This window comes from Novosphingobium sp., from assembly GCF_965229225.1.
Lineage (GTDB): Bacteria > Pseudomonadota > Alphaproteobacteria > Sphingomonadales > Sphingomonadaceae > Novosphingobium.
The window spans coordinates 4,000,093-4,016,573 of record NZ_OZ245867.1 but is presented as its reverse complement, the minus strand read 5'-3'; the positions used below and the strand labels follow the sequence as shown (position 1 = coordinate 4,016,573).

Below are 16,481 nucleotides of genomic sequence, written 5' to 3'. Positions count from 1 at the left end.
ACAGGGTGCGGATCAGTGCCGCAGTTTCTCGATGCCCATCACCTGCATCGCGAGCTTCTCGTAAAAGGGCTCGCTCTCGCCCTTGCGAACTTTGCGCAGAAAGTATTTTTCGAAGCCGATCTTGGCGAAGTGGACCCACTTGCCGCTGGCTGCCCAGTTGACATTGCGCGGGGGGATCTGCGGCTGGGCGACAAAGGCGATACCGCCATCGCCGAAGTCGGCAAGGCAGACCGCATTCCATGTCGCCTCGGCGGTCGGTTCCTTGCCGTCGAGGATCGAACTGAGATTGGCAGCGGTAGCGGTCACCATGCTCTCGATCATGAAGCCGGTCTTCGGCACGCCCACCGGCACGTTGGTCGGCCCAGTCGGCGGGATGGCTACGCACACGCCCAGCGAGAAGATTTCCGGGAACACCGGATTGCGCTGGTGTTTGTCGATCAGGATGAATCCGCGCGGATTGGTAAGGCCGGGGATATCGCGCACGGCGGCTACACCGCGAAACGCGGGCAGCATCATCGAATAGCAGAAAGGCAGATCATGCGTCTTGGCGACTGCGCCGCCTTCGGCAATCTCCTCGACATGCATCATGCCCGCCTCGACTTTGGCGACCCGGGCATTGGTGATCCACTTGATGTGCCGATCGCGCAGCTTGCTCTCGAGCAGTCCCTTCGTATCGCCCACGCCGTCGAGGCCGAGATGGCCGACGTAGGGCTCGGCCGTCACGAAGGTCATTGGCACCTTGTCGCGGATCTTGCGGCGACGCAGTTCGGTATCGAGGATCAGCGCGAACTCGTAGGCCGGGCCGTAGCACGATGCACCCTGCACTGCGCCGACCACGATCGGTCCCGGATTTTCCACGAAGCGGTCAAAAGCATCTGCGGCCATCGAGGCATGGTCCGTCTTGCAGACCGAAACCGTGTGGCCACCATGCGGACCGAAGCCCTCAATTTCGTCAAAAGCCAATTCCGGCCCAGTACAAATTACGAGATAATCGTAATTTACGGAAGTGCCATCATTCAACTCGAGTCGCTTTTCGGTCGCATGGAGCCGTTTGGCACCGATCGCGGTGAACCCGATCTTCTTCTTGGCGAAAATCGGCGGAAGATGGACCTGGATCGCCTCAGGCTTGCGCCAGCGCACAGCCACCCAAGGATTCGAGGGGATAAAGGAGTACGTTTCCGTATCGGAAACCATCATGACATCGGCACGCCCCTTCACAGCGTCCTGGATTTCATAGGCAGCGATGGTTCCGCCCAGACCAGCACCGAGCACCACGATCTTTGGCTTTTGCATGACGCCTGTTCCTCTCATCTCGATATCGTGCTTGACTGAATATGATGATTACACGATATATGCAATATACAAATTGAAATCCCCACTCACGACCCTCCGGGAGACCCACCATGTTTGGATCTGGCAAGACCAAGGCACACAACGAAATCGACGCGCAGACCCTTAAGGCGATGCTGGCAGATGGCTCAGCCATGCTGGTCGATGTGCGCGAACCCGACGAGTTCGCCGCCGAACACATCAGCGGTGCTTTCAACGCCCCGCTCTCGTGCTTTGCTCCGCACGATCTGCCCGAAGCGGCAGGCCGGACGATCGTGCTCCAATGCGCGGGCGGCAAGCGTTCGGCGCTCGCGCTCGATCAGTGCGGCAAGGCTCAGGTCGCTGTGGACACGCATCTCGCCGGGGGAATCGGGGCCTGGAAGGCCGCCGGCCTCCAGGTCGAGCACGGCTGAAGTCATCTGGCAGGGGAGGAAGCGGCAGTGACCAAGTGGACATGGATAGTCACCAATGCCGCGGTGGCATTGGCAAGTGGGGCGTTGGTAGGCTGCAGCAGCACCGCGCCCAGCGAAACGAGCGCGCCGGCCCTGCCCGCAGGCGAGCGACTGGCCGTTGCACTGGTTGAGACCGCCGACGTGAAAGCTGTCGGGGGCGAAATCACCACGCGCGACCAGGCGCAGGCGTTCGCCCGCATCCCGGGCACTCTGGTCAGCTTCTCCATTCGCGCGGGCGATATGGTATCCAAGGGCCAGCGGATCGGCTCGATTGTGGATTCGCGGCTTGGTTACGAAACCAGCGCAGCGGGAGCCCAGGTTACCGCCGCTCAGGCCGAAGCCGCGCGGGCGCGCGGCGATCTGGCGCGGGTGCAGGACCTGTTTAATCACAATGTCTACGCCAAGGCGAAGCTAGACCAGTCGGTCGCCATGGCGCGCGCCGCCGATGCGCAGGTTGCGGCCGCGCGCGCACAGCTGAGTGCTAGTGCTAGCGTGGCCGGGCAAGGCGCAGTGCTGGCACCGGCCTCTGGCCGAGTGCTTCGCGCCGATTTTCCCGCCGGTTCAGTCGTCGCCCCCGGCATGTCGCTGGCAACGATCACCGCCGGTCCGCCGGTGCTGCGCCTCGATCTGCCCGAATCGCTGGCCAGTGCCGTCCATGTCGGCGCGGCAGTCACCATCGCGAAGCAGGATTTGCCCGTCGGGTCGCACCAGGGGCAGGTTACGCAGGTCTATCCTGCGATCGCCGGGGGCCGGGTCCAGGTCGATGCGACCGTGCCCGGCCTTACCACCGAACTGGTTGGACGCCGGGTTGGTGTCTCGATCGAAGTCGGGCGGCGGAAGGCCCTCGTTATCCCGCGCCGGTTCGTGTCCACCCGCTACGGCATCGACTACGTCGATGTTCTGAGTGCTGATCGGCACGTCAGCGCCGTTGCCGTCCAGACGGCGCCGGCGAGTGATCCAGGCAAGGTCGAGATTCTCGGCGGAATCGCGCCGGGAGATACCCTGTTCGCAGCAAGGCGCCCGAAATGAACCTCGGCCTTTCAGGGCGCCTCACCCGCGCGACCATCTCATCCCCACTGACCCCGCTTTTCCTGCTCGCCGCCATCGCGGTCGGCCTGCTCGCGCTGTTCACGATCCCGCGCGAGGAAGAGCCGCAGATCAGCGTGCCGATGGTCGACATTCAGGTCATGGCCCCGGGCCTTGCCGCGCCGGACGCGGTCCAACTCGTCGGCATTCCGCTGGAGACGATCGTCAAGAGCGTCGACGGCGTCGAACATGTCTACACGCAGGCCGAAGACGACGGCGTGATGGTGACCGCGCGCTTCATCGTGGGCTCGAACCCCGAAGCCGCCGCCACCCGGATCGACGAGAAGCTGCGCGCCAACTGGGATCGCATCCCGGTCGGTATCCCCGAGCCCAAGGTCACGGTGCGGGGGATCAACGATGTTCCCGCCGTGGTCCTCACCCTCTCGCCCAAGGTAGGTGCGGCAGGCCACTATAACGATCAGGCGCTCTATGCGCTCGCCACCAAGCTACGTACTGAGATCGCCAAAGTCGACAATGTCGGCCTCACGTTCCTCACCGGAGGACGCCCCGAGGAAATCCGCATCGCGCCCGATCCGGGCAAGCTCAGCCAATATGGCGTGCCGCTTGGCAGCGTGATCGATGCGGCCACGCAGGCCAACCGCAGCTTCCCGGCGGGCAGCATCCGCGAAGGCGGGCAGGCTGTTGCCGTCGCCGCTGGCCAGACGCTCGCTTCGGCGCAGGATGTCGGCATGTTAACGGTGAGGTCGGCAAGCGGTGCTCCCGTCTATTTGCGCGATGTCGCTGCCGTATCGCAGGGCCCGCGCGAGGATCAGGCCCGCGCGTGGCGCTGGGCCCGAAGCGATGGCCGCTGGTCGAGCGCGCCTGCCGTCAGCATCGCGATTGCCAAGCGGGCGGGCGCGAACGCAGTGGTGGTTTCCGATGCGGTGTTGCAGCGGCTGGAAAGCCTTAATGGCAGCCTCATCCCCGACGGTGTCGATGTCGCGGTCACGCGCAACTACGGCGCGACGGCGAACGAGAAGGCGAACGAGCTCCTCTACCACCTTGCGCTGGCGACGGTTTCGATCATCGTGCTGATCGGCTTTGCCATCGGCTGGCGGGAAGCGGCGGTCACCGCTGTCGTGATCCCTACCACGATCCTGTTGACGATGTTTGCCTCGAACCTGATGGGCTATACGATCAACCGCGTCAGCCTGTTTGCACTGATCTTCTCGATCGGCATCCTGGTCGATGATGCGATCGTGATGATCGAGAATATCGCGCGGCATTGGGCCATGCCCGATGATCGTACCCGCACACAGGCGGCCATCGAAGCGGTTGCAGAAGTGGGCAATCCCACGGTCGTGGCGACGATGACCGTGGTCGCGGCGCTGCTGCCGATGCTGTTCGTCTCGGGACTGATGGGGCCCTATATGGCGCCGATTCCGGTCAATGCTTCCGCTGCCATGGTCTTCTCGTTCTTCGTCGCGGTGGTGATCGCGCCGTGGCTGATGATCCGCTTCGCGCGCAAGGTTGCAGCGGGCGGCGGCCATCACGGCAATGATGAAAGTGGCGGAAAGCTGGGCGGGCTCTACGCCAAGGTCGCGCACAGGATCATCGACAACCGCACTTCGGCGCGCAATTTCCTTATTGCTGTGGGTCTTGCGACGCTGCTCGCCTGCTCGATGTTCTATTTCAAGGCGGTCACGGTCAAACTGCTGCCCTTCGACAACAAGTCCGAAGTGCAGGTCGTGGTGGATATGCCCGAAGGCACCAGCCTTGAGGCGACGGGCCGCGTTCTGGAAGACGTGGCCCGCCTCACCCGCCAGCTCCCTGAAGCCACCGCGATGGAAGCCTATCTGGGCACATCCGCACCATTCAATTTCAACGGGTTGGTGCGCCACTATTTCCTGCGCAGCCGCCCTGAAATGGGCGATGTCATGGTCACCCTGCTGCCCAAGGAAGACCGTTCGCGCTCGAGCCACCAAATCGCGCTCGATCTGCGCACCAAGCTCAAAGCGCTGAAACTTCCCGAGGGTGCCTCGCTCAAGGTTGTCGAGACGCCGCCGGGGCCGCCAGTGCTGGCCACGCTGCTGGCGGAGATCTACGGCCCCGACGCGCAGACCCGCCGCGCCACCGCAACCGAGCTCGAAAAGATCTTCAAGTCGGTTCCCTATATCGTCGATGTCGACAACAGCTTCGGTCAGGCGCGGCCCAAACTCCGCCTGATCCCGCAGCGCGACCGGATCGACTATTACGGCCTCTCGGCGCGCGACATCAACGATTCGATCGGCGCGCTGCTGGGCAGTCGCACGGTCGGCTATGCCCCGCGCGGTGACGAACGCACACCGCTGCCGATCACCATCGCGCTCCCGCAATCTGCGCGCAGCTGGACGCAGACCTTGAACAGCACGCCCGTGGCTATGGGTCAGGGTGGGCAGCTGGTCGAGCTCGGTGCCGTGGTCGAAGCGCGGCAGGAGCAGAGCAGCCCGGCGATCTTCCGCCGCGACGGCCATTTCGCCGATTTGGTGACCGCGGAGCTGGCGGGCGACTATGAAGCGCCGATCTATGGGATGCTCGCGGTCGATGCTGCCATCGACAAATACGACTGGGCGGCCAAGGGTCTGACCAAGCCCGTGATCCGCCTCAGCGGCCAGCCGACCGACGAGCATGCGACTTCGCTGCTGTGGGACGGCGAGTGGGAAATCACCTGGGTGACGTTCCGCGACATGGGCGGCGCCTTCATGGTTGCGCTGCTGGGGATCTATATCCTCGTGGTCGCGCAGTTCCGGAGCTTCACGTTGCCGCTGGTGATCCTGACCCCGGTGCCGCTGACGCTCGTCGGCATCGTGATCGGCCACATGCTGTTTGGCGCGCCGTTCACCGCGACCTCGATGATCGGCTTCATCGCGCTCGCCGGGATCATCGTGCGCAATTCAATCCTGCTGGTGGACTTTATCCGGCACACCGCCACGCCCGAGCGGCCCTTGCGTGATGTGCTGATCGAGGCGGGCACGATCCGATTCAAACCGATCGTGCTGACAGCGGCGGCGGCCATGATCGGCGCAGCGGTGATCCTCACCGACCCCATCTTCCAAGGCCTCGCTATCTCCCTTCTTTTCGGGCTGGCCTCCTCGACCTTGCTCACGGTTCTGGTTATTCCGGCCATTTATATCGTGCTGCGTGACGACGGGAGGCCGGCAAGCCAATGATGATGACGAGCGGCACGGCCGAGATGCTTTGCGAGCGCGCAAGCGAAGTCGCGGCGTTCCTCAAGATTGTCGCGAACCCGCAGCGCCTGCTGCTGCTCTGCCGCCTGCGCGAGGGAGAGGCATCGGTGAGCGAGCTGATCGGACTTTGCAGTCTGTCGCAGTCCAGCGTGTCGCAGCATCTGGCGCGGATGCGGGATGGCGGTCTGGTGGAAACTCGCCGCGAGATTACCACGATCTACTACCGGATTGCCGACCGCCACACGCTCGCGCTCATCGCGTTCCTTTGCGATCAATTCGGCGACTCATCCGCTGCTGCATCAGCCAATCGGGCCATGGCATGATCCGCCGCGCTGCCTGTGCCCTGGCCGCTGTGTTGCTTGCTTCCGCGCCGCTGCCGCTATCGGCTGAACCAACGCCCCTTACGATCCGCGTATTGAGCCTCGGCGGCAAGTTCATAGGGACTGGCATGGGCGGTGCCCGGATCGTGGTTCGCGATGCCAGAACGCAACAGATCCTGGCGCAGGGCGTTACGACAGGCGGCACGGGCGACACCAAGCGGATCATGGCAGGTGGTCCGCGCAATGCGCAGGTTGCCGACGCAAGCGCCGCGGCCTTCAACTTCGTGCTCGATCTTGCCGAACCGACCCTCATCGAAGTTGAGGCTTATGGTCCGCAAACGCAGCTGCAATCGGCAGTTGCCGCCCGGTCGCAGCGCTGGGTTTTACCGGGACACGGCGTTGCCACTGGCGATGGCTGGGTGCTCGAACTGGCTGGCGTCGTGGTCGATGTCATCGATCCGCCAGCACATCTGCGAACAGCAGCAGGCAACCACCAGATCACCATCCGCGCCAACGTCGCGCTGCTGTGTGGCTGCCCGATCGAGCAAGGCGGGCTGTGGGACGCAATGCGCTTCGATGTTACCGCCCACATCAAGCGCGAGGGCGACAAGGAGACAACGCAGCCTCTAGCGTATGGCGGGAAGACCGGTGTTTTTGCCGCCAGCGTAGAGGCTGCCAAACCCGGGACTTATGCCGTGACCGTAACAGCGGTTGACCGGGCGACAGACGCGGTCGGTATCGATCGCACCAGCTTCATCGTGCCCTGACGTTCCGACTTACGCGGCTAGAGCATCTTCGCAAACATCGCGGCGGACCCGCGCGCTGGAGGCTCCATGGATTCGACCCTTGCAGGTCTGCCTGCCGCATCGAATGGTGCGAGCGCGGCAAGGAACCCCGCCGCTGGCGCGAACGCTTGCGGCAAAACACTGTAGTAGACCTGCTTTGCTGCGCGGCGGGTCTGCACCAACTCGGCCTTGCGCAAGATCGCCAACTGCTGCGAAAGGCCCGGCTGACCTATGCCGGTCAAACCCTCGATCTCGCTGACAGATTTCTCGCCGTGTTCAAGCAGCGTGGCGATCAGCCGCAGCCGCGTGTCATGGCCAAGCGTGCGCATGACCTCGGCGATCGCCTCGATATCCGGATCCATTTGTGGATCTTGCATCGTCTACCCTTTCGCCGGCTGCGGCCTGAGGCGGCAGAACCACGTTGGATCGTCTGCCTCTGCGAGCAACGCAGCCTGATCCTGATCGGGCGGGATGAGGACCGCGTCACCGGGCTGCCAGCCCGCGGGTGTCACCACATCCCCACCATCGACAGCCTGCAAGGCAGCAAGCACCCGCAGCATCTCGTCGACCGAACGGCCGACCGTGGCGGGATAGCAAGTCATGGCACGGACAAATCCGGCAGGGTCGATGAAATAGGTTGAACGCATGGCCGCTGCATCCGGTGCGTGTTCGGCAACCATGCCAAAGGCGCGCCCAATGATCAGCGATGTATCCTCAACGATCGGAAAATTGATCGTGACCCCGAACCCGTCACGGATCGCGCGAACCCAGGCCAAGTGCGAGTAAAGGCTGTCAACCGAGACGGCGAGGAGCGCACATTGGAGCGCCTCAAACCGGCTGCTGGCCTTTGCCAGAGCAATGAACTCGCTGGTACACACCGGTGTGAAATCTGCCGGATGCGAAAACAGAACCAGCCAGCGCCCGCGAAAGTCCGCGAGTGACATCCCCCCCATGGTCGTCCGTGCCTGAAAATTGGGGGCCGGATCGCCGATATGGAGCGACCTTGGAGCGTTAGCCATCTGGGCCAGTGGGTCAGCCATTTCGCGAAATTCCGTGCCGTACATCTTGGCAAAATCCCATACACGATTACATTACAAATGTAAGCCAGAAATTGTTGGGAAGGCTGATGCCGATGCTGGCAGGTGTTCCCACGAGATGCCCGGGCGATCACGCCGAGACCTGCTCCGATCAATACCGGCGCACGAAAAGAGGCGTAAATTCAAGGACACAGTCATGAATGCAGCCGCAATCGATCCTGCCATCATTCTCTGCCCATCGTGCGCAACGGCAAACCGAGTGCCGTCAGCCCGAATCACAGAGCACCCCGAATGTGGTCGCTGCGGCAAGATGCTCTTCCAAGGTGCGCCTCTTGCCGTAAGTGGCGTGACGTTCAATCGCAACATCAAGACCGGCACGCTGCCCGTACTGGCCGATTTCTGGGCAAGCTGGTGCGGCCCCTGCAAAGCAATGGCCCCAGCCTTTGCTGCTTCGGCCAGGATACTTGAGCCGAAGGTACGGTTGCTCAAGATCGACACGGAAGCAGAGCAGGCAGTTGCGGCGCAATTCGCCATCCGGTCGATCCCCACCCTGATCCTGTTTGCCGGGGGCCGAGAGATCGCACGTAGTGCCGGGGCCTTGGATCAACGTGCGATTGTCGCATGGACCCAGCAGCATCTTGCAGGCAGCTGAGTTCTTTCGCGCCAAAAGAGGTCTTTGCAACCGCTGGCCAGCGCACAGACAAAGAGGATCGGAAAGATTCCCCCGATCCGCAATGCTCTTGAAGATACTAGCGCGGTGCACAAATGGCCCAACGCCGACTGGTAGTTCAGGAAGGCGATAGTGGCTTATCAGATTTGAATGCATCCCGAGGCAATCAAGCCGAACCACGCATCGATCTCTGCCTCCACCCAGACCACACAGCGCGACCCTAGCTAGCGGCCTTTCGGGAAACAGCCCTCCACCATACCCTGGTAAATCGATGAGCGTTTGAGCCCGACCCTGGCCAGGACATAAGGCAGGCAGATCAAGCGTGGGGGCGCGGTCCTCACAATTGCGGACTCTATCGCTTCAGCGACAGCCTCGGGAACGCGCTCAGCGCCAACTTGTGATGTACCGCCCCCCCAAGCGGCGTGGAGGCATGGTTGGCAGAGTGCTGGCAACTCCGGATTGGATCGCAGGCCGCGCCTTTCTGCCTTATGCTGCCGGGCCTCGCTTCTGGTGGCGCCAATCAGAGGAGCACGTCACGCCCAACGCCTGCGCTCGCTTCGAGCGAAACAGCAATGTCAAGAATCGAACGCGCCAGCACCATCGGATCGTCCTTCGACCTCAGAAACCCGCGCCTGCGCCAGAACTCCGCAGCTTCATCATCGACCGCGTTGACGATCAGCGCCCTGCCCCCGATTAGCGTCGCACCTTGGGCGCAATGCTGCAGGGCATGTTTGAGCAGCCCGGTGCCAATGCCCTGCCCGCGTCATGAACCACCATCACTGCGTGAAGCCCTTTTTCTGGTTCGACAGCGCTCGGGTCCACAGCCAGTTGTCAAGCGACGGTTTGCCCCAAAAGAACTGTGAGAGTTCGTACTCGTCACTTAGCGGTTCGGATGCGGAAATCGGCACCTGGTCTGGCTATTTGGCGGCAGCCTGGGTTTCCCAGGGTGCGGGCCGCTTGAGCAACTCGACCATTTCAGCCACCGGTTTGGCCGGACGGTCCAGCAGATCGATGAAGGCGGCGAAACCTTCCGGGGACATCCGAATGACCGTATTTTCCATGATCACCTCCTCGGCAGTCCGCACCGCCGCATCGCGCATGAATTCCGTGCGCGAACGCCCGCGCAGGCTCGCTGCGCGGGCGATGATTGCGATGTCAACATCGGGAAGCCGCATTGAGAGCGGATGATCCTTGCGCAGGGTCGAGCGTGCCATGGTTGTTCTCCGTGGCGACGCTGAAGGATGTTTGTATCGCATTTTGCAATACAACTCCTGGGAGTTTGACTGGCCACCGATCAGTGAGGACACCCTGCCATCGCAGGAGGCGCAGACAAGGGCAATGCAACTCGATCTGGGTCAAAATTCCGAGACTGATAGCGCCTCGGTTGACGGGGGCACCCAACACGACTTGGTTCCTGCAGCGATACCCCCAAAACACCCCCAGTTAATTGTCGCCAGGGGGTGATTCTGGATCAAATCAGCACAACCAAAAAACTCCAAACTCGTGGAGTTTTAGTCACTAAACACCTGATCCCGAAAGAGAATTCCACCACGCTCGAGTCCCACTCGACAATTTTTTATCATTTATATTAAATGACATGTGGGAATGGTAGCGGAGGAGGGATCTTTAGGAGGGATATAAATAATTGTTTTAAAATATTATTTTAATCCTTCAACCCATGATACCCCCAACAATACCCCTTCACTTGGTCCCTTTTCGACGACAGGTTCAGGTTCCAGGACGAACTGAAGCTGGGCCTTACGTCACCGCGTCCGGAAAACGTTCAGCAAAGAAATTGGTGGTATGGCATCTGGCACTGCCATTCCGCACCGCGCACGATGGCGGGTAGTCCCCTCGACGCTCGTTCAACAAGCATACGATGTGGCAGGGCGCACGCTTTCAGTAAGGCCTAGGCAGTCCGAGAACATGCTCGGCGATGTAGCTCAGGATCATGTTCGTCGAGATCGGAGCGACTTGATAGAGCCGGGTCTCGCGGAACTTGCGCTCGATATCGTATTCTTCGGCAAATCCGAAACCGCCGTGGGTCTGCACCGCCGCCTCTGCCGCCGCCCAAGACGCATCGGCGGCCAGCATCTTCGCCATGTTGGCCTGCTCGCCGCAGGGTTCGCCAGCCTCGAACAGGCGGGCCGCCTCGTGCACCATCAGTTCAGCGGCGCGCGTTTGCGCATAGGCCTTGGCGATCGGGAACTGCACGCCCTGGTTCTGGCCTATCGGGCGGCCGAACACATGCCGTTCACTGGCGTAATCACGCGAGCGTTCGATAAACCATTTGGCATCCCCGATGCACTCGGCCGCGATCAGGATGCGCTCGGCGTTCATGCCGGAGAGGATGTAGCGAAAACCCTTGCCCTCCTCGCCGATCAGGTTTTCGGCGGGCACTTCGACGTTGTCGAAGAACACCTCGGTGGTCGAATGGTTCATCATCGTGCGGATCGGGTGAATGGTAAGCCCGCCCGCTGCGCGCGCTGCGTTCATGTCGAGAATGAAGATCGAGAGGCCGTCGATTCCGCGCGTGGATTCCTCGCGGGGTGTGGTGCGGGCTAGCAGCAGCATGAGATCGGAATGTTCAGCGCGGCTGGTCCAGATCTTCTGGCCATTGACGACGTATGTGTCGCCCTTCCGCACGGCGACTGTCTTGAGCGAGCCGGTATCGGTGCCGCTGGTCGGCTCGGTCACGCCGAAGGCCTGCAAACGCAGTTCGCCGCTGGCGATCCGGGGCAGGTACTTGCGCTTCTGCGCGTCGCTACCGTGGCGCAGCAGCGCGCCCATGATGTACATCTGCGCGTGGCAGGCCGAGCCGTTGCACCCGGCGCGCTGGACTTCCTCGAGGATCGCCGCCGCTGCCGAGAGTGGCAGGCCCGAGCCGCCGTATTCCTCCGGAATCAGCGCGGCGAGGTACCCCGCCTCACCCAGCGCGCGGACGAACTCGGCCGGATAGGCCATGTCGCGATCAAGCTGGCGCCAGTAGGGATCGGGGAAGGACTGGCACAGCTTGGTCACTTCCTCACGGATTTCGAGGAAGTCAGTGCCCTGCAAATTCGCCAATGCCATCTACGATCCCTGTCGGCGGAGTTCAGAGGCGCTCGATGATGATCGCAGGGGCCATACCGCCCGCAGCGCACATCGTGATCAGGCCGTACTTGCCGCCGGTGCGCTCCAGTTCGTCAAGCGCGGTTCCGATCAGCAGGGCACCGGTCGCACCGATGGGATGGCCAAGTGCAATGGCGCCGCCGTTGGCATTGACCTTCGCGCGGTCCATCCCGATGTCGCGCATGAACTTTTCCGCAACGACAGCAAAGGCTTCGTTGATTTCCCAAACGTCGATATCGTCGACCGTCAGGCCAGCACGTGCCAGGGCCTTGCGTGCTGCCGGAACCGGCGCATTAAGCATCAACGTAGGGCAATCGCCGAAATTGACCGCCGTCACGATGCGGCCACGCGGCTTCCAGCCCTGCCGCTCTACATACGCTTCAGAAGCGAGCAGGACCGCCGCCGAGCCGTCAACCACGCCCGAGCTGTTGCCTGCGTGATGGATGCCTTTCCAAGCAAGTTCAGGGTACTTGCGCTGGATCATCGCGCGAAAGGTGGTGCCATCGCGGTCGGCGGGCATGTCGGCCACGCCATCGAAGCTTGGCCTGAGCTGGGCCAATCCTTCGGCGGTTGTTTCAGGCCGCGGGAACTCGTCGACGGCCAGCACGACACTGCCGTCGGGATTGCGGACCGGTACGACGCTGCGATCGAATCGCCCTTCGTCCATCGCCACCTTCGCGCGGCGCTGGCTTTCTAGGCCAAGCGCATCGACATCGGCGCGCGTGATCCCCTCCATCGCGGCAATCGCATCCGCGCAGACACCCTGGTGGCTGAGCGGGTGGAGCGCGACCAGATCGGGATTGCCGGCGCCCGGCCCCAGCGCAAGGCCAGCCGCCGCCTCTTCCTGAAACACCGTGGTGTGCAGGCTCATCATGTCGGTTCCGCCTGCGATGACGCAATCTTCATAGCCGGAGCCGATCTGGCCTGCCGCAAGCGCCACCGAGGTGATCGCACCGCCGCAGGCACGATCGAGCGTCATGCCGCTGGCCTTGACGTCATAGCCGGCAAGCAGGGCGGACAAGCGACCGAGATTACCCGCCTGCCGGCCCTTCTGCACCGCCGTGGACCAGATCACATCATCGACGGCAGTGGTATCGAGCCCGTTCCGGTTGGCCAGCGCCTCAAGGACCGCCGCGCCCAGCACTTGCGGGTGGAGATGGGCCAGCGCGCCCTTGCCCACTTTGCCGATTCCGCGCGGCGTGCGCACCGCGTCGATGATGTAGGCCGCGCTCATGATAGGTGTGTCCTCTCTTGCTCTGGCACTGCCAGATGGGCTGAATCGGATTCTACATATCTAACGTAGTAATATAGGTCAACCGAGGCACTGGGCCCGTTTCCTTTAGCCAGACGCCCGCGTTCAGCAGCACGCGCAGGCAGACGCGCAGCATCGAACGACAGGACGATCACGAGATCGTCCTGTCGTTCACGGATCAATTTTTGAGTTCAGTTGCGGGTAAAACTGCCGCCGGAAGCCGCATTTTCGACCAGCAGCGCGGCCGGCTCGATGCCCATCGCGCGAAGACCATCGACGACCTTGGTAAGCCCAACGGTATCGGCCCAGAACATCGGCCCGCCGGTGTAGACTGGCCAGTTGTAGCCCAGGATGCAGGCCACATCGATGTCGCTTGCGCGGATCGCAATGCCTTCCTGCAGGACTTTGGCGCCTTCATTGACGACCGGATAGAGCAGCCGCGCGACGATGGCCTCGGCGCTGAGCGTACCCCTGTTTGCAACCCCGCGCGCGGCGGCAAAATCGGCAATGACTTGTGCAGCGACCGGGCTCGGGCTCGGCTGGCGCTTTTCGTCATAGTCGTAGAAGCCGCCGCCCTGCTTTTGTCCGAGGCGGCCCAGCTTGACCAGATCGCCGCTCAAGGTGCGTTCATTGGAACCGCGCCCGATCACATCGAGCCCGACCAGATCGCCCATCGCAAAGGGCCCCATGGCGAAGCCGTAATCGTAGATCGCGCGGTCGATGTCCTGCGGGGTCGGGCCCTGCAGCACGAGTTCCATGGCCTGCTGGCTGCGCGGGCTCATCACCCGATTGGCAATGAAGCCATGCCCCACGCGGCTGACAACCGGAACCTTGGCGATGGTCTTGGCCAATTTCAGCGCCGTTGCCAGCACTGCATCCGCCGTCTTGGCACCGCGTACGATCTCCAGCAGCCGCATGACATTGGCCGGCGAGAAGAAGTGCAGCCCGATGACGCTTTCCGGACGGTTCGTCGCAGCGGCAATCGCATCAAGGTCGAGAAACGAGGTGTTCGAAGCAAGGATCGCGCCCGGCTTCGCGATGCGGTCTAGCTGCGCGAAGATGTCCTGCTTGACCCCCATTTCCTCGAAGACCGCCTCGATCACAAGGTCTGCCGCCGCCAGTGCATCGAGCCCGAGCGCCGGGCTGATCAGTGCCATGCGCTGGTCGACCTGTTCGGTAGTCATCCTACCCTTGGCGGCGCTCGCCTCATAGTTCCGGCGAATGACGCCCAGCCCGCGATCAAGCGCGGCCTGGTTCATCTCGACCAGCGTGACCGGCAGGCCGGCGTTAAGGAAGTTCATCGTGATGCCGCCACCCATTGTGCCGGCGCCGATCACGCCGACCGATCTGATCGGCAGCGCCTGCGCGTCGCGCGGCAGATCGGGCACTTTCGCCGCTTCGCGCTCGGCGAAGAAATAGTACCGCTGCGCCGCGCTTTCGGTGCTGGCCATAAGTTCGCCGAACAGTTCGCGCTCGCGCTCCATGCCCTGCTCGAATGGCAATTCGGCTGCGGCCTCGATGGCCTTGACGATATTGAACGGCGCCTTGAACCCGCGGAAGGCGCGCGCATTCTTCTTGAGGTACTCGGCGTAGATCTCGCCCTTGCCGCGATAGGGCTCGACCTTGTCCTGCCGGTCGCGCACGCGCAGCAGCGGTCCGCCTTCGCTGACAATCCGCTCGGCAAAGGCAATCGCGTCTTCGCGCAACGTCCCTTCATCGGCGAGCGCATCGATCATGCCGAGTTCAAGCGCCTTGCGCGCAGGGACCGGTGCGCCGCCGGTGATGAGATCAAGTGCCGCAGGAACGCCCACGATGCGCGGCAGGCGCTGCGTGCCCCCCGCCCCCGGCAGCAGCCCAAGCGCCACTTCGGGGAGGCCGACCTTGGCCGAAGGCACCGCAATCCGGTGGTGGCAAATGAGCGCGAGTTCATAGCCGCCGCCAAGCGCCGTACCGTGGATCGCGGCAATCACCGGCTTGGTCCCACACTCGATGCTGTCGAACACGTCCTGCAGGTTCGGACCTTCCAGCGCCTTGCCGAATTCTGAGATATCCGCGCCCGCAATAAATGTCCGGCCCGCACAGATAAGCACAATCGCCTTGACCTGCGGGTCCGCTGCGAACTCGCGAAACCCGCTATCGAGCGCGATGCGCGTATGAACGCTGAGCGCGTTGACCGGTGGGTAATCGATGGTGAGCACACCGATGTTGCCCACGACTTCGGTCGTACCCACGGAATGGCTGGCGGCGGCGCTGTCGGTCATTCTATCATCCTCTCTTCAGACAAGCATGCCGGCCATGCGGCCGCGGACGATAGCTTCGGCATCGGCAACGATGCGGCTGATGAGTTCCTCGCAAGTCGGGATATCGTGGATCAGGCCCTGCACCATCCCGGCCCAGAACACGCCCTTCGAGAGATCGCCCGTCTCCAGCAGTTCCTTGCCCGCAGTGCCGGCAACGAGTTCGCGGACATCCTCGAACTTAGCTTCGGGCTTGGCGAGGCGCCGCACGACTTCTTCCGACACCGGGCTCTTGCCGACCCGGGCGGTGTTCTTGAAGTTGCGGAAAATCAGGAAGCTGCCGCGCTCGTCATTGTCGACATAGGCCTGCTTCACGTTGTCGTGGATCGGCGCTTCCTTGGTCGCGCAGAACCGGGTGCCCATGTTGATGCCGTCCGCCCCAAGCGACAGCGCTGCTGCGAGACCACGGCCATCACCGAACCCGCCCGAGGCCAGCATGGGGATCTTCACCTTGTCAGCCGCAGCCGGGATCAGGATAAGTCCCGGAATGTCATCCTCGCCCGGATGGCCCGCACATTCGAAGCCATCGATAGAGATGACGTCCACCCCGGCCTTCTCGGCGGAGACCGCGTGGCGCACAGCGGTGCACTTGTGGAGGATCTTGATCCCGTGGGGCTTCAACTGCTCCCAGATCTCGCGCACCGCCGGGGTACCTGCTGTCTCGACGATCTTGATCCCGCCATCGATGATCGCCTGCGCATAGGCCTTGTAATCGGGCGAGTTGATCGTCGGAAACACGGTCATGTTCACGCCGAAGGGCTTGGAGGTCATGCTGCGGGTGCGCTCGATCTCGTTGCGCAGTGCTTCCGGGCTCGGCTGCGAGAGCGCGGTGATAATGCCGAGGCCGCCCGCGTTGGAAACCGCGCTCGCCATTTCGGCAAAGCCCACATTCATCATCCCGCCCTGAACGATCGGGTGTTCGATTTCGAGCAGTTCGGTGATCCGGGTCTTGAATGCCATGGCTGAAAGCTCCTG

General features: G+C 62.6%; 15 protein-coding genes and 1 pseudogene. 6 read left to right on the top strand and 10 right to left on the bottom strand.

What is annotated here, in order from left to right; genetic code table 11:
* Positions 1-12 precede the first annotated feature (12 nt).
* Positions 13-1,293, bottom strand: a complete 1,281-nt coding sequence (locus ACO06X_RS18870) for an NAD(P)/FAD-dependent oxidoreductase (RefSeq protein WP_421837668.1) — start codon at positions 1,291-1,293, stop codon at positions 13-15.
* Positions 1,294-1,403: 110 nt separating this feature from the next.
* On the opposite strand from ACO06X_RS18870, the gene ACO06X_RS18865 reads away from it, so the two are divergent.
* The 5 genes from ACO06X_RS18865 to ACO06X_RS18845 are packed head-to-tail and all read left to right on the top strand — an operon-like array spanning position 1,404 to position 7,121.
* The gene (locus ACO06X_RS18865) at positions 1,404-1,742 is read left to right on the top strand and encodes a rhodanese-like domain-containing protein (protein WP_421837667.1); all 339 of its coding nucleotides are present in this window, start codon (positions 1,404-1,406) and stop codon (positions 1,740-1,742) included.
* 27 nt (positions 1,743-1,769) lie between these two features.
* Entirely contained in the window at positions 1,770-2,810 is a 1,041-nt protein-coding gene (locus ACO06X_RS18860; RefSeq protein ID WP_421837666.1) for an efflux RND transporter periplasmic adaptor subunit, read from the top strand.
* A complete protein-coding gene (locus ACO06X_RS18855; protein ID WP_421837665.1) occupies positions 2,807-6,016 on the top strand; it encodes an efflux RND transporter permease subunit in 3,210 nt (1,069 codons plus the stop codon). The genes ACO06X_RS18860 and ACO06X_RS18855 overlap by 4 nt, the downstream gene beginning before the upstream one ends.
* Positions 6,016-6,357: an ArsR/SmtB family transcription factor gene (locus ACO06X_RS18850; protein WP_421837664.1), complete on the top strand. Its 342-nt coding sequence runs from the start codon at positions 6,016-6,018 to the stop codon at positions 6,355-6,357. Before ACO06X_RS18855 ends, ACO06X_RS18850 begins: the two co-directional genes overlap by 1 nt.
* 29 nt (positions 6,358-6,386) lie before the next feature.
* Positions 6,387-7,121, top strand: coding sequence for a hypothetical protein (locus ACO06X_RS18845; protein WP_421837663.1), 735 nt, complete (start codon positions 6,387-6,389; stop codon positions 7,119-7,121).
* Positions 7,122-7,138: 17 nt separating this feature from the next.
* Here ACO06X_RS18845 and ACO06X_RS18840 read toward each other — a convergent pair whose 3' ends face one another.
* Together ACO06X_RS18840 and ACO06X_RS18835 are read right to left on the bottom strand one after the other, a co-directional pair.
* Positions 7,139-7,516: an ArsR/SmtB family transcription factor gene (locus tag ACO06X_RS18840; RefSeq protein ID WP_421837662.1), complete on the bottom strand. Its 378-nt coding sequence runs from the start codon at positions 7,514-7,516 to the stop codon at positions 7,139-7,141.
* A 3-nt stretch (positions 7,517-7,519) separates the two neighbouring features.
* Positions 7,520-8,179 (bottom strand): peroxiredoxin, encoded by a 660-nt coding sequence (locus ACO06X_RS18835; RefSeq protein WP_421837661.1) that lies wholly within the window; start codon positions 8,177-8,179, stop codon positions 7,520-7,522.
* Between the two features lie 193 nt (positions 8,180-8,372).
* Here ACO06X_RS18835 and trxC point away from each other — a divergent pair, with 193 nt between their 5' ends.
* The gene (gene trxC / locus ACO06X_RS18830; protein WP_421837660.1) at positions 8,373-8,828 is read left to right on the top strand and encodes a thioredoxin TrxC; all 456 of its coding nucleotides are present in this window, start codon (positions 8,373-8,375) and stop codon (positions 8,826-8,828) included.
* A 158-nt stretch (positions 8,829-8,986) separates the two neighbouring features.
* Here trxC and ACO06X_RS18825 read toward each other — a convergent pair.
* The 7 genes and pseudogenes from ACO06X_RS18825 to ACO06X_RS18795 all read right to left on the bottom strand — a co-directional run bounded on the left by ACO06X_RS18825 (position 8,987) and on the right by ACO06X_RS18795 (position 16,466).
* Positions 8,987-9,187 (bottom strand): annotated as a pseudogene (locus ACO06X_RS18825) (helix-turn-helix transcriptional regulator).
* A gap of 179 nt (positions 9,188-9,366) precedes the next feature.
* Positions 9,367-9,570 (bottom strand): hypothetical protein, encoded by a 204-nt coding sequence (locus ACO06X_RS18820; protein ID WP_421839952.1) that lies wholly within the window; start codon positions 9,568-9,570, stop codon positions 9,367-9,369.
* 193 nt (positions 9,571-9,763) lie between these two features.
* The gene (locus ACO06X_RS18815) at positions 9,764-10,060 is read right to left on the bottom strand and encodes a DUF1778 domain-containing protein (RefSeq protein ID WP_421837659.1); all 297 of its coding nucleotides are present in this window, start codon (positions 10,058-10,060) and stop codon (positions 9,764-9,766) included.
* 685 nt (positions 10,061-10,745) lie between these two features.
* The gene (locus tag ACO06X_RS18810) at positions 10,746-11,918 is read right to left on the bottom strand and encodes an acyl-CoA dehydrogenase family protein (RefSeq protein WP_421837658.1); all 1,173 of its coding nucleotides are present in this window, start codon (positions 11,916-11,918) and stop codon (positions 10,746-10,748) included.
* Positions 11,919-11,940: 22 nt separating this feature from the next.
* Positions 11,941-13,191 carry an acetyl-CoA C-acetyltransferase gene (locus tag ACO06X_RS18805; RefSeq protein ID WP_421837657.1) on the bottom strand — a complete coding sequence of 417 codons (1,251 nt, stop codon included), beginning with the start codon at positions 13,189-13,191 and terminating at the stop codon, positions 11,941-11,943.
* A 209-nt stretch (positions 13,192-13,400) separates the two neighbouring features.
* Entirely contained in the window at positions 13,401-15,470 is a 2,070-nt protein-coding gene (locus tag ACO06X_RS18800) for a 3-hydroxyacyl-CoA dehydrogenase NAD-binding domain-containing protein (protein WP_421837656.1), read from the bottom strand.
* Between the two features lie 15 nt (positions 15,471-15,485).
* Entirely contained in the window at positions 15,486-16,466 is a 981-nt protein-coding gene (locus ACO06X_RS18795; RefSeq protein WP_421837655.1) for an NAD(P)H-dependent flavin oxidoreductase, read from the bottom strand.
* Between the last annotated feature and the right edge of the window lie 15 nt (positions 16,467-16,481).

Excerpts from the sequence above, each read along its gene's own strand:
- ACO06X_RS18795 (WP_421837655.1), bottom strand. The coding sequence starts at position 16,466 with ATGGCATTCAAGACCCGGATCACCGAACTGCTCGAAATCGAACACCCG.
- ACO06X_RS18835 (WP_421837661.1), bottom strand. The coding sequence starts at position 8,179 with ATGGCTGACCCACTGGCCCAGATGGCTAACGCTCCAAGGTCGCTCCAT.
- ACO06X_RS18850 (WP_421837664.1), top strand. The coding sequence starts at position 6,016 with ATGATGACGAGCGGCACGGCCGAGATGCTTTGCGAGCGCGCAAGCGAA.
- ACO06X_RS18815 (WP_421837659.1), bottom strand. The coding sequence starts at position 10,060 with ATGGCACGCTCGACCCTGCGCAAGGATCATCCGCTCTCAATGCGGCTT.
- ACO06X_RS18805 (WP_421837657.1), bottom strand. The coding sequence starts at position 13,191 with ATGAGCGCGGCCTACATCATCGACGCGGTGCGCACGCCGCGCGGAATC.
- ACO06X_RS18870 (WP_421837668.1), bottom strand. The coding sequence starts at position 1,293 with ATGCAAAAGCCAAAGATCGTGGTGCTCGGTGCTGGTCTGGGCGGAACC.
- ACO06X_RS18840 (WP_421837662.1), bottom strand. The coding sequence starts at position 7,516 with ATGCAAGATCCACAAATGGATCCGGATATCGAGGCGATCGCCGAGGTC.
- ACO06X_RS18800 (WP_421837656.1), bottom strand. The coding sequence starts at position 15,470 with ATGACCGACAGCGCCGCCGCCAGCCATTCCGTGGGTACGACCGAAGTC.
- ACO06X_RS18865 (WP_421837667.1), top strand. The coding sequence starts at position 1,404 with ATGTTTGGATCTGGCAAGACCAAGGCACACAACGAAATCGACGCGCAG.
- trxC (WP_421837660.1), top strand. The coding sequence starts at position 8,373 with ATGAATGCAGCCGCAATCGATCCTGCCATCATTCTCTGCCCATCGTGC.
- ACO06X_RS18810 (WP_421837658.1), bottom strand. The coding sequence starts at position 11,918 with ATGGCATTGGCGAATTTGCAGGGCACTGACTTCCTCGAAATCCGTGAG.
- ACO06X_RS18855 (WP_421837665.1), top strand. The coding sequence starts at position 2,807 with ATGAACCTCGGCCTTTCAGGGCGCCTCACCCGCGCGACCATCTCATCC.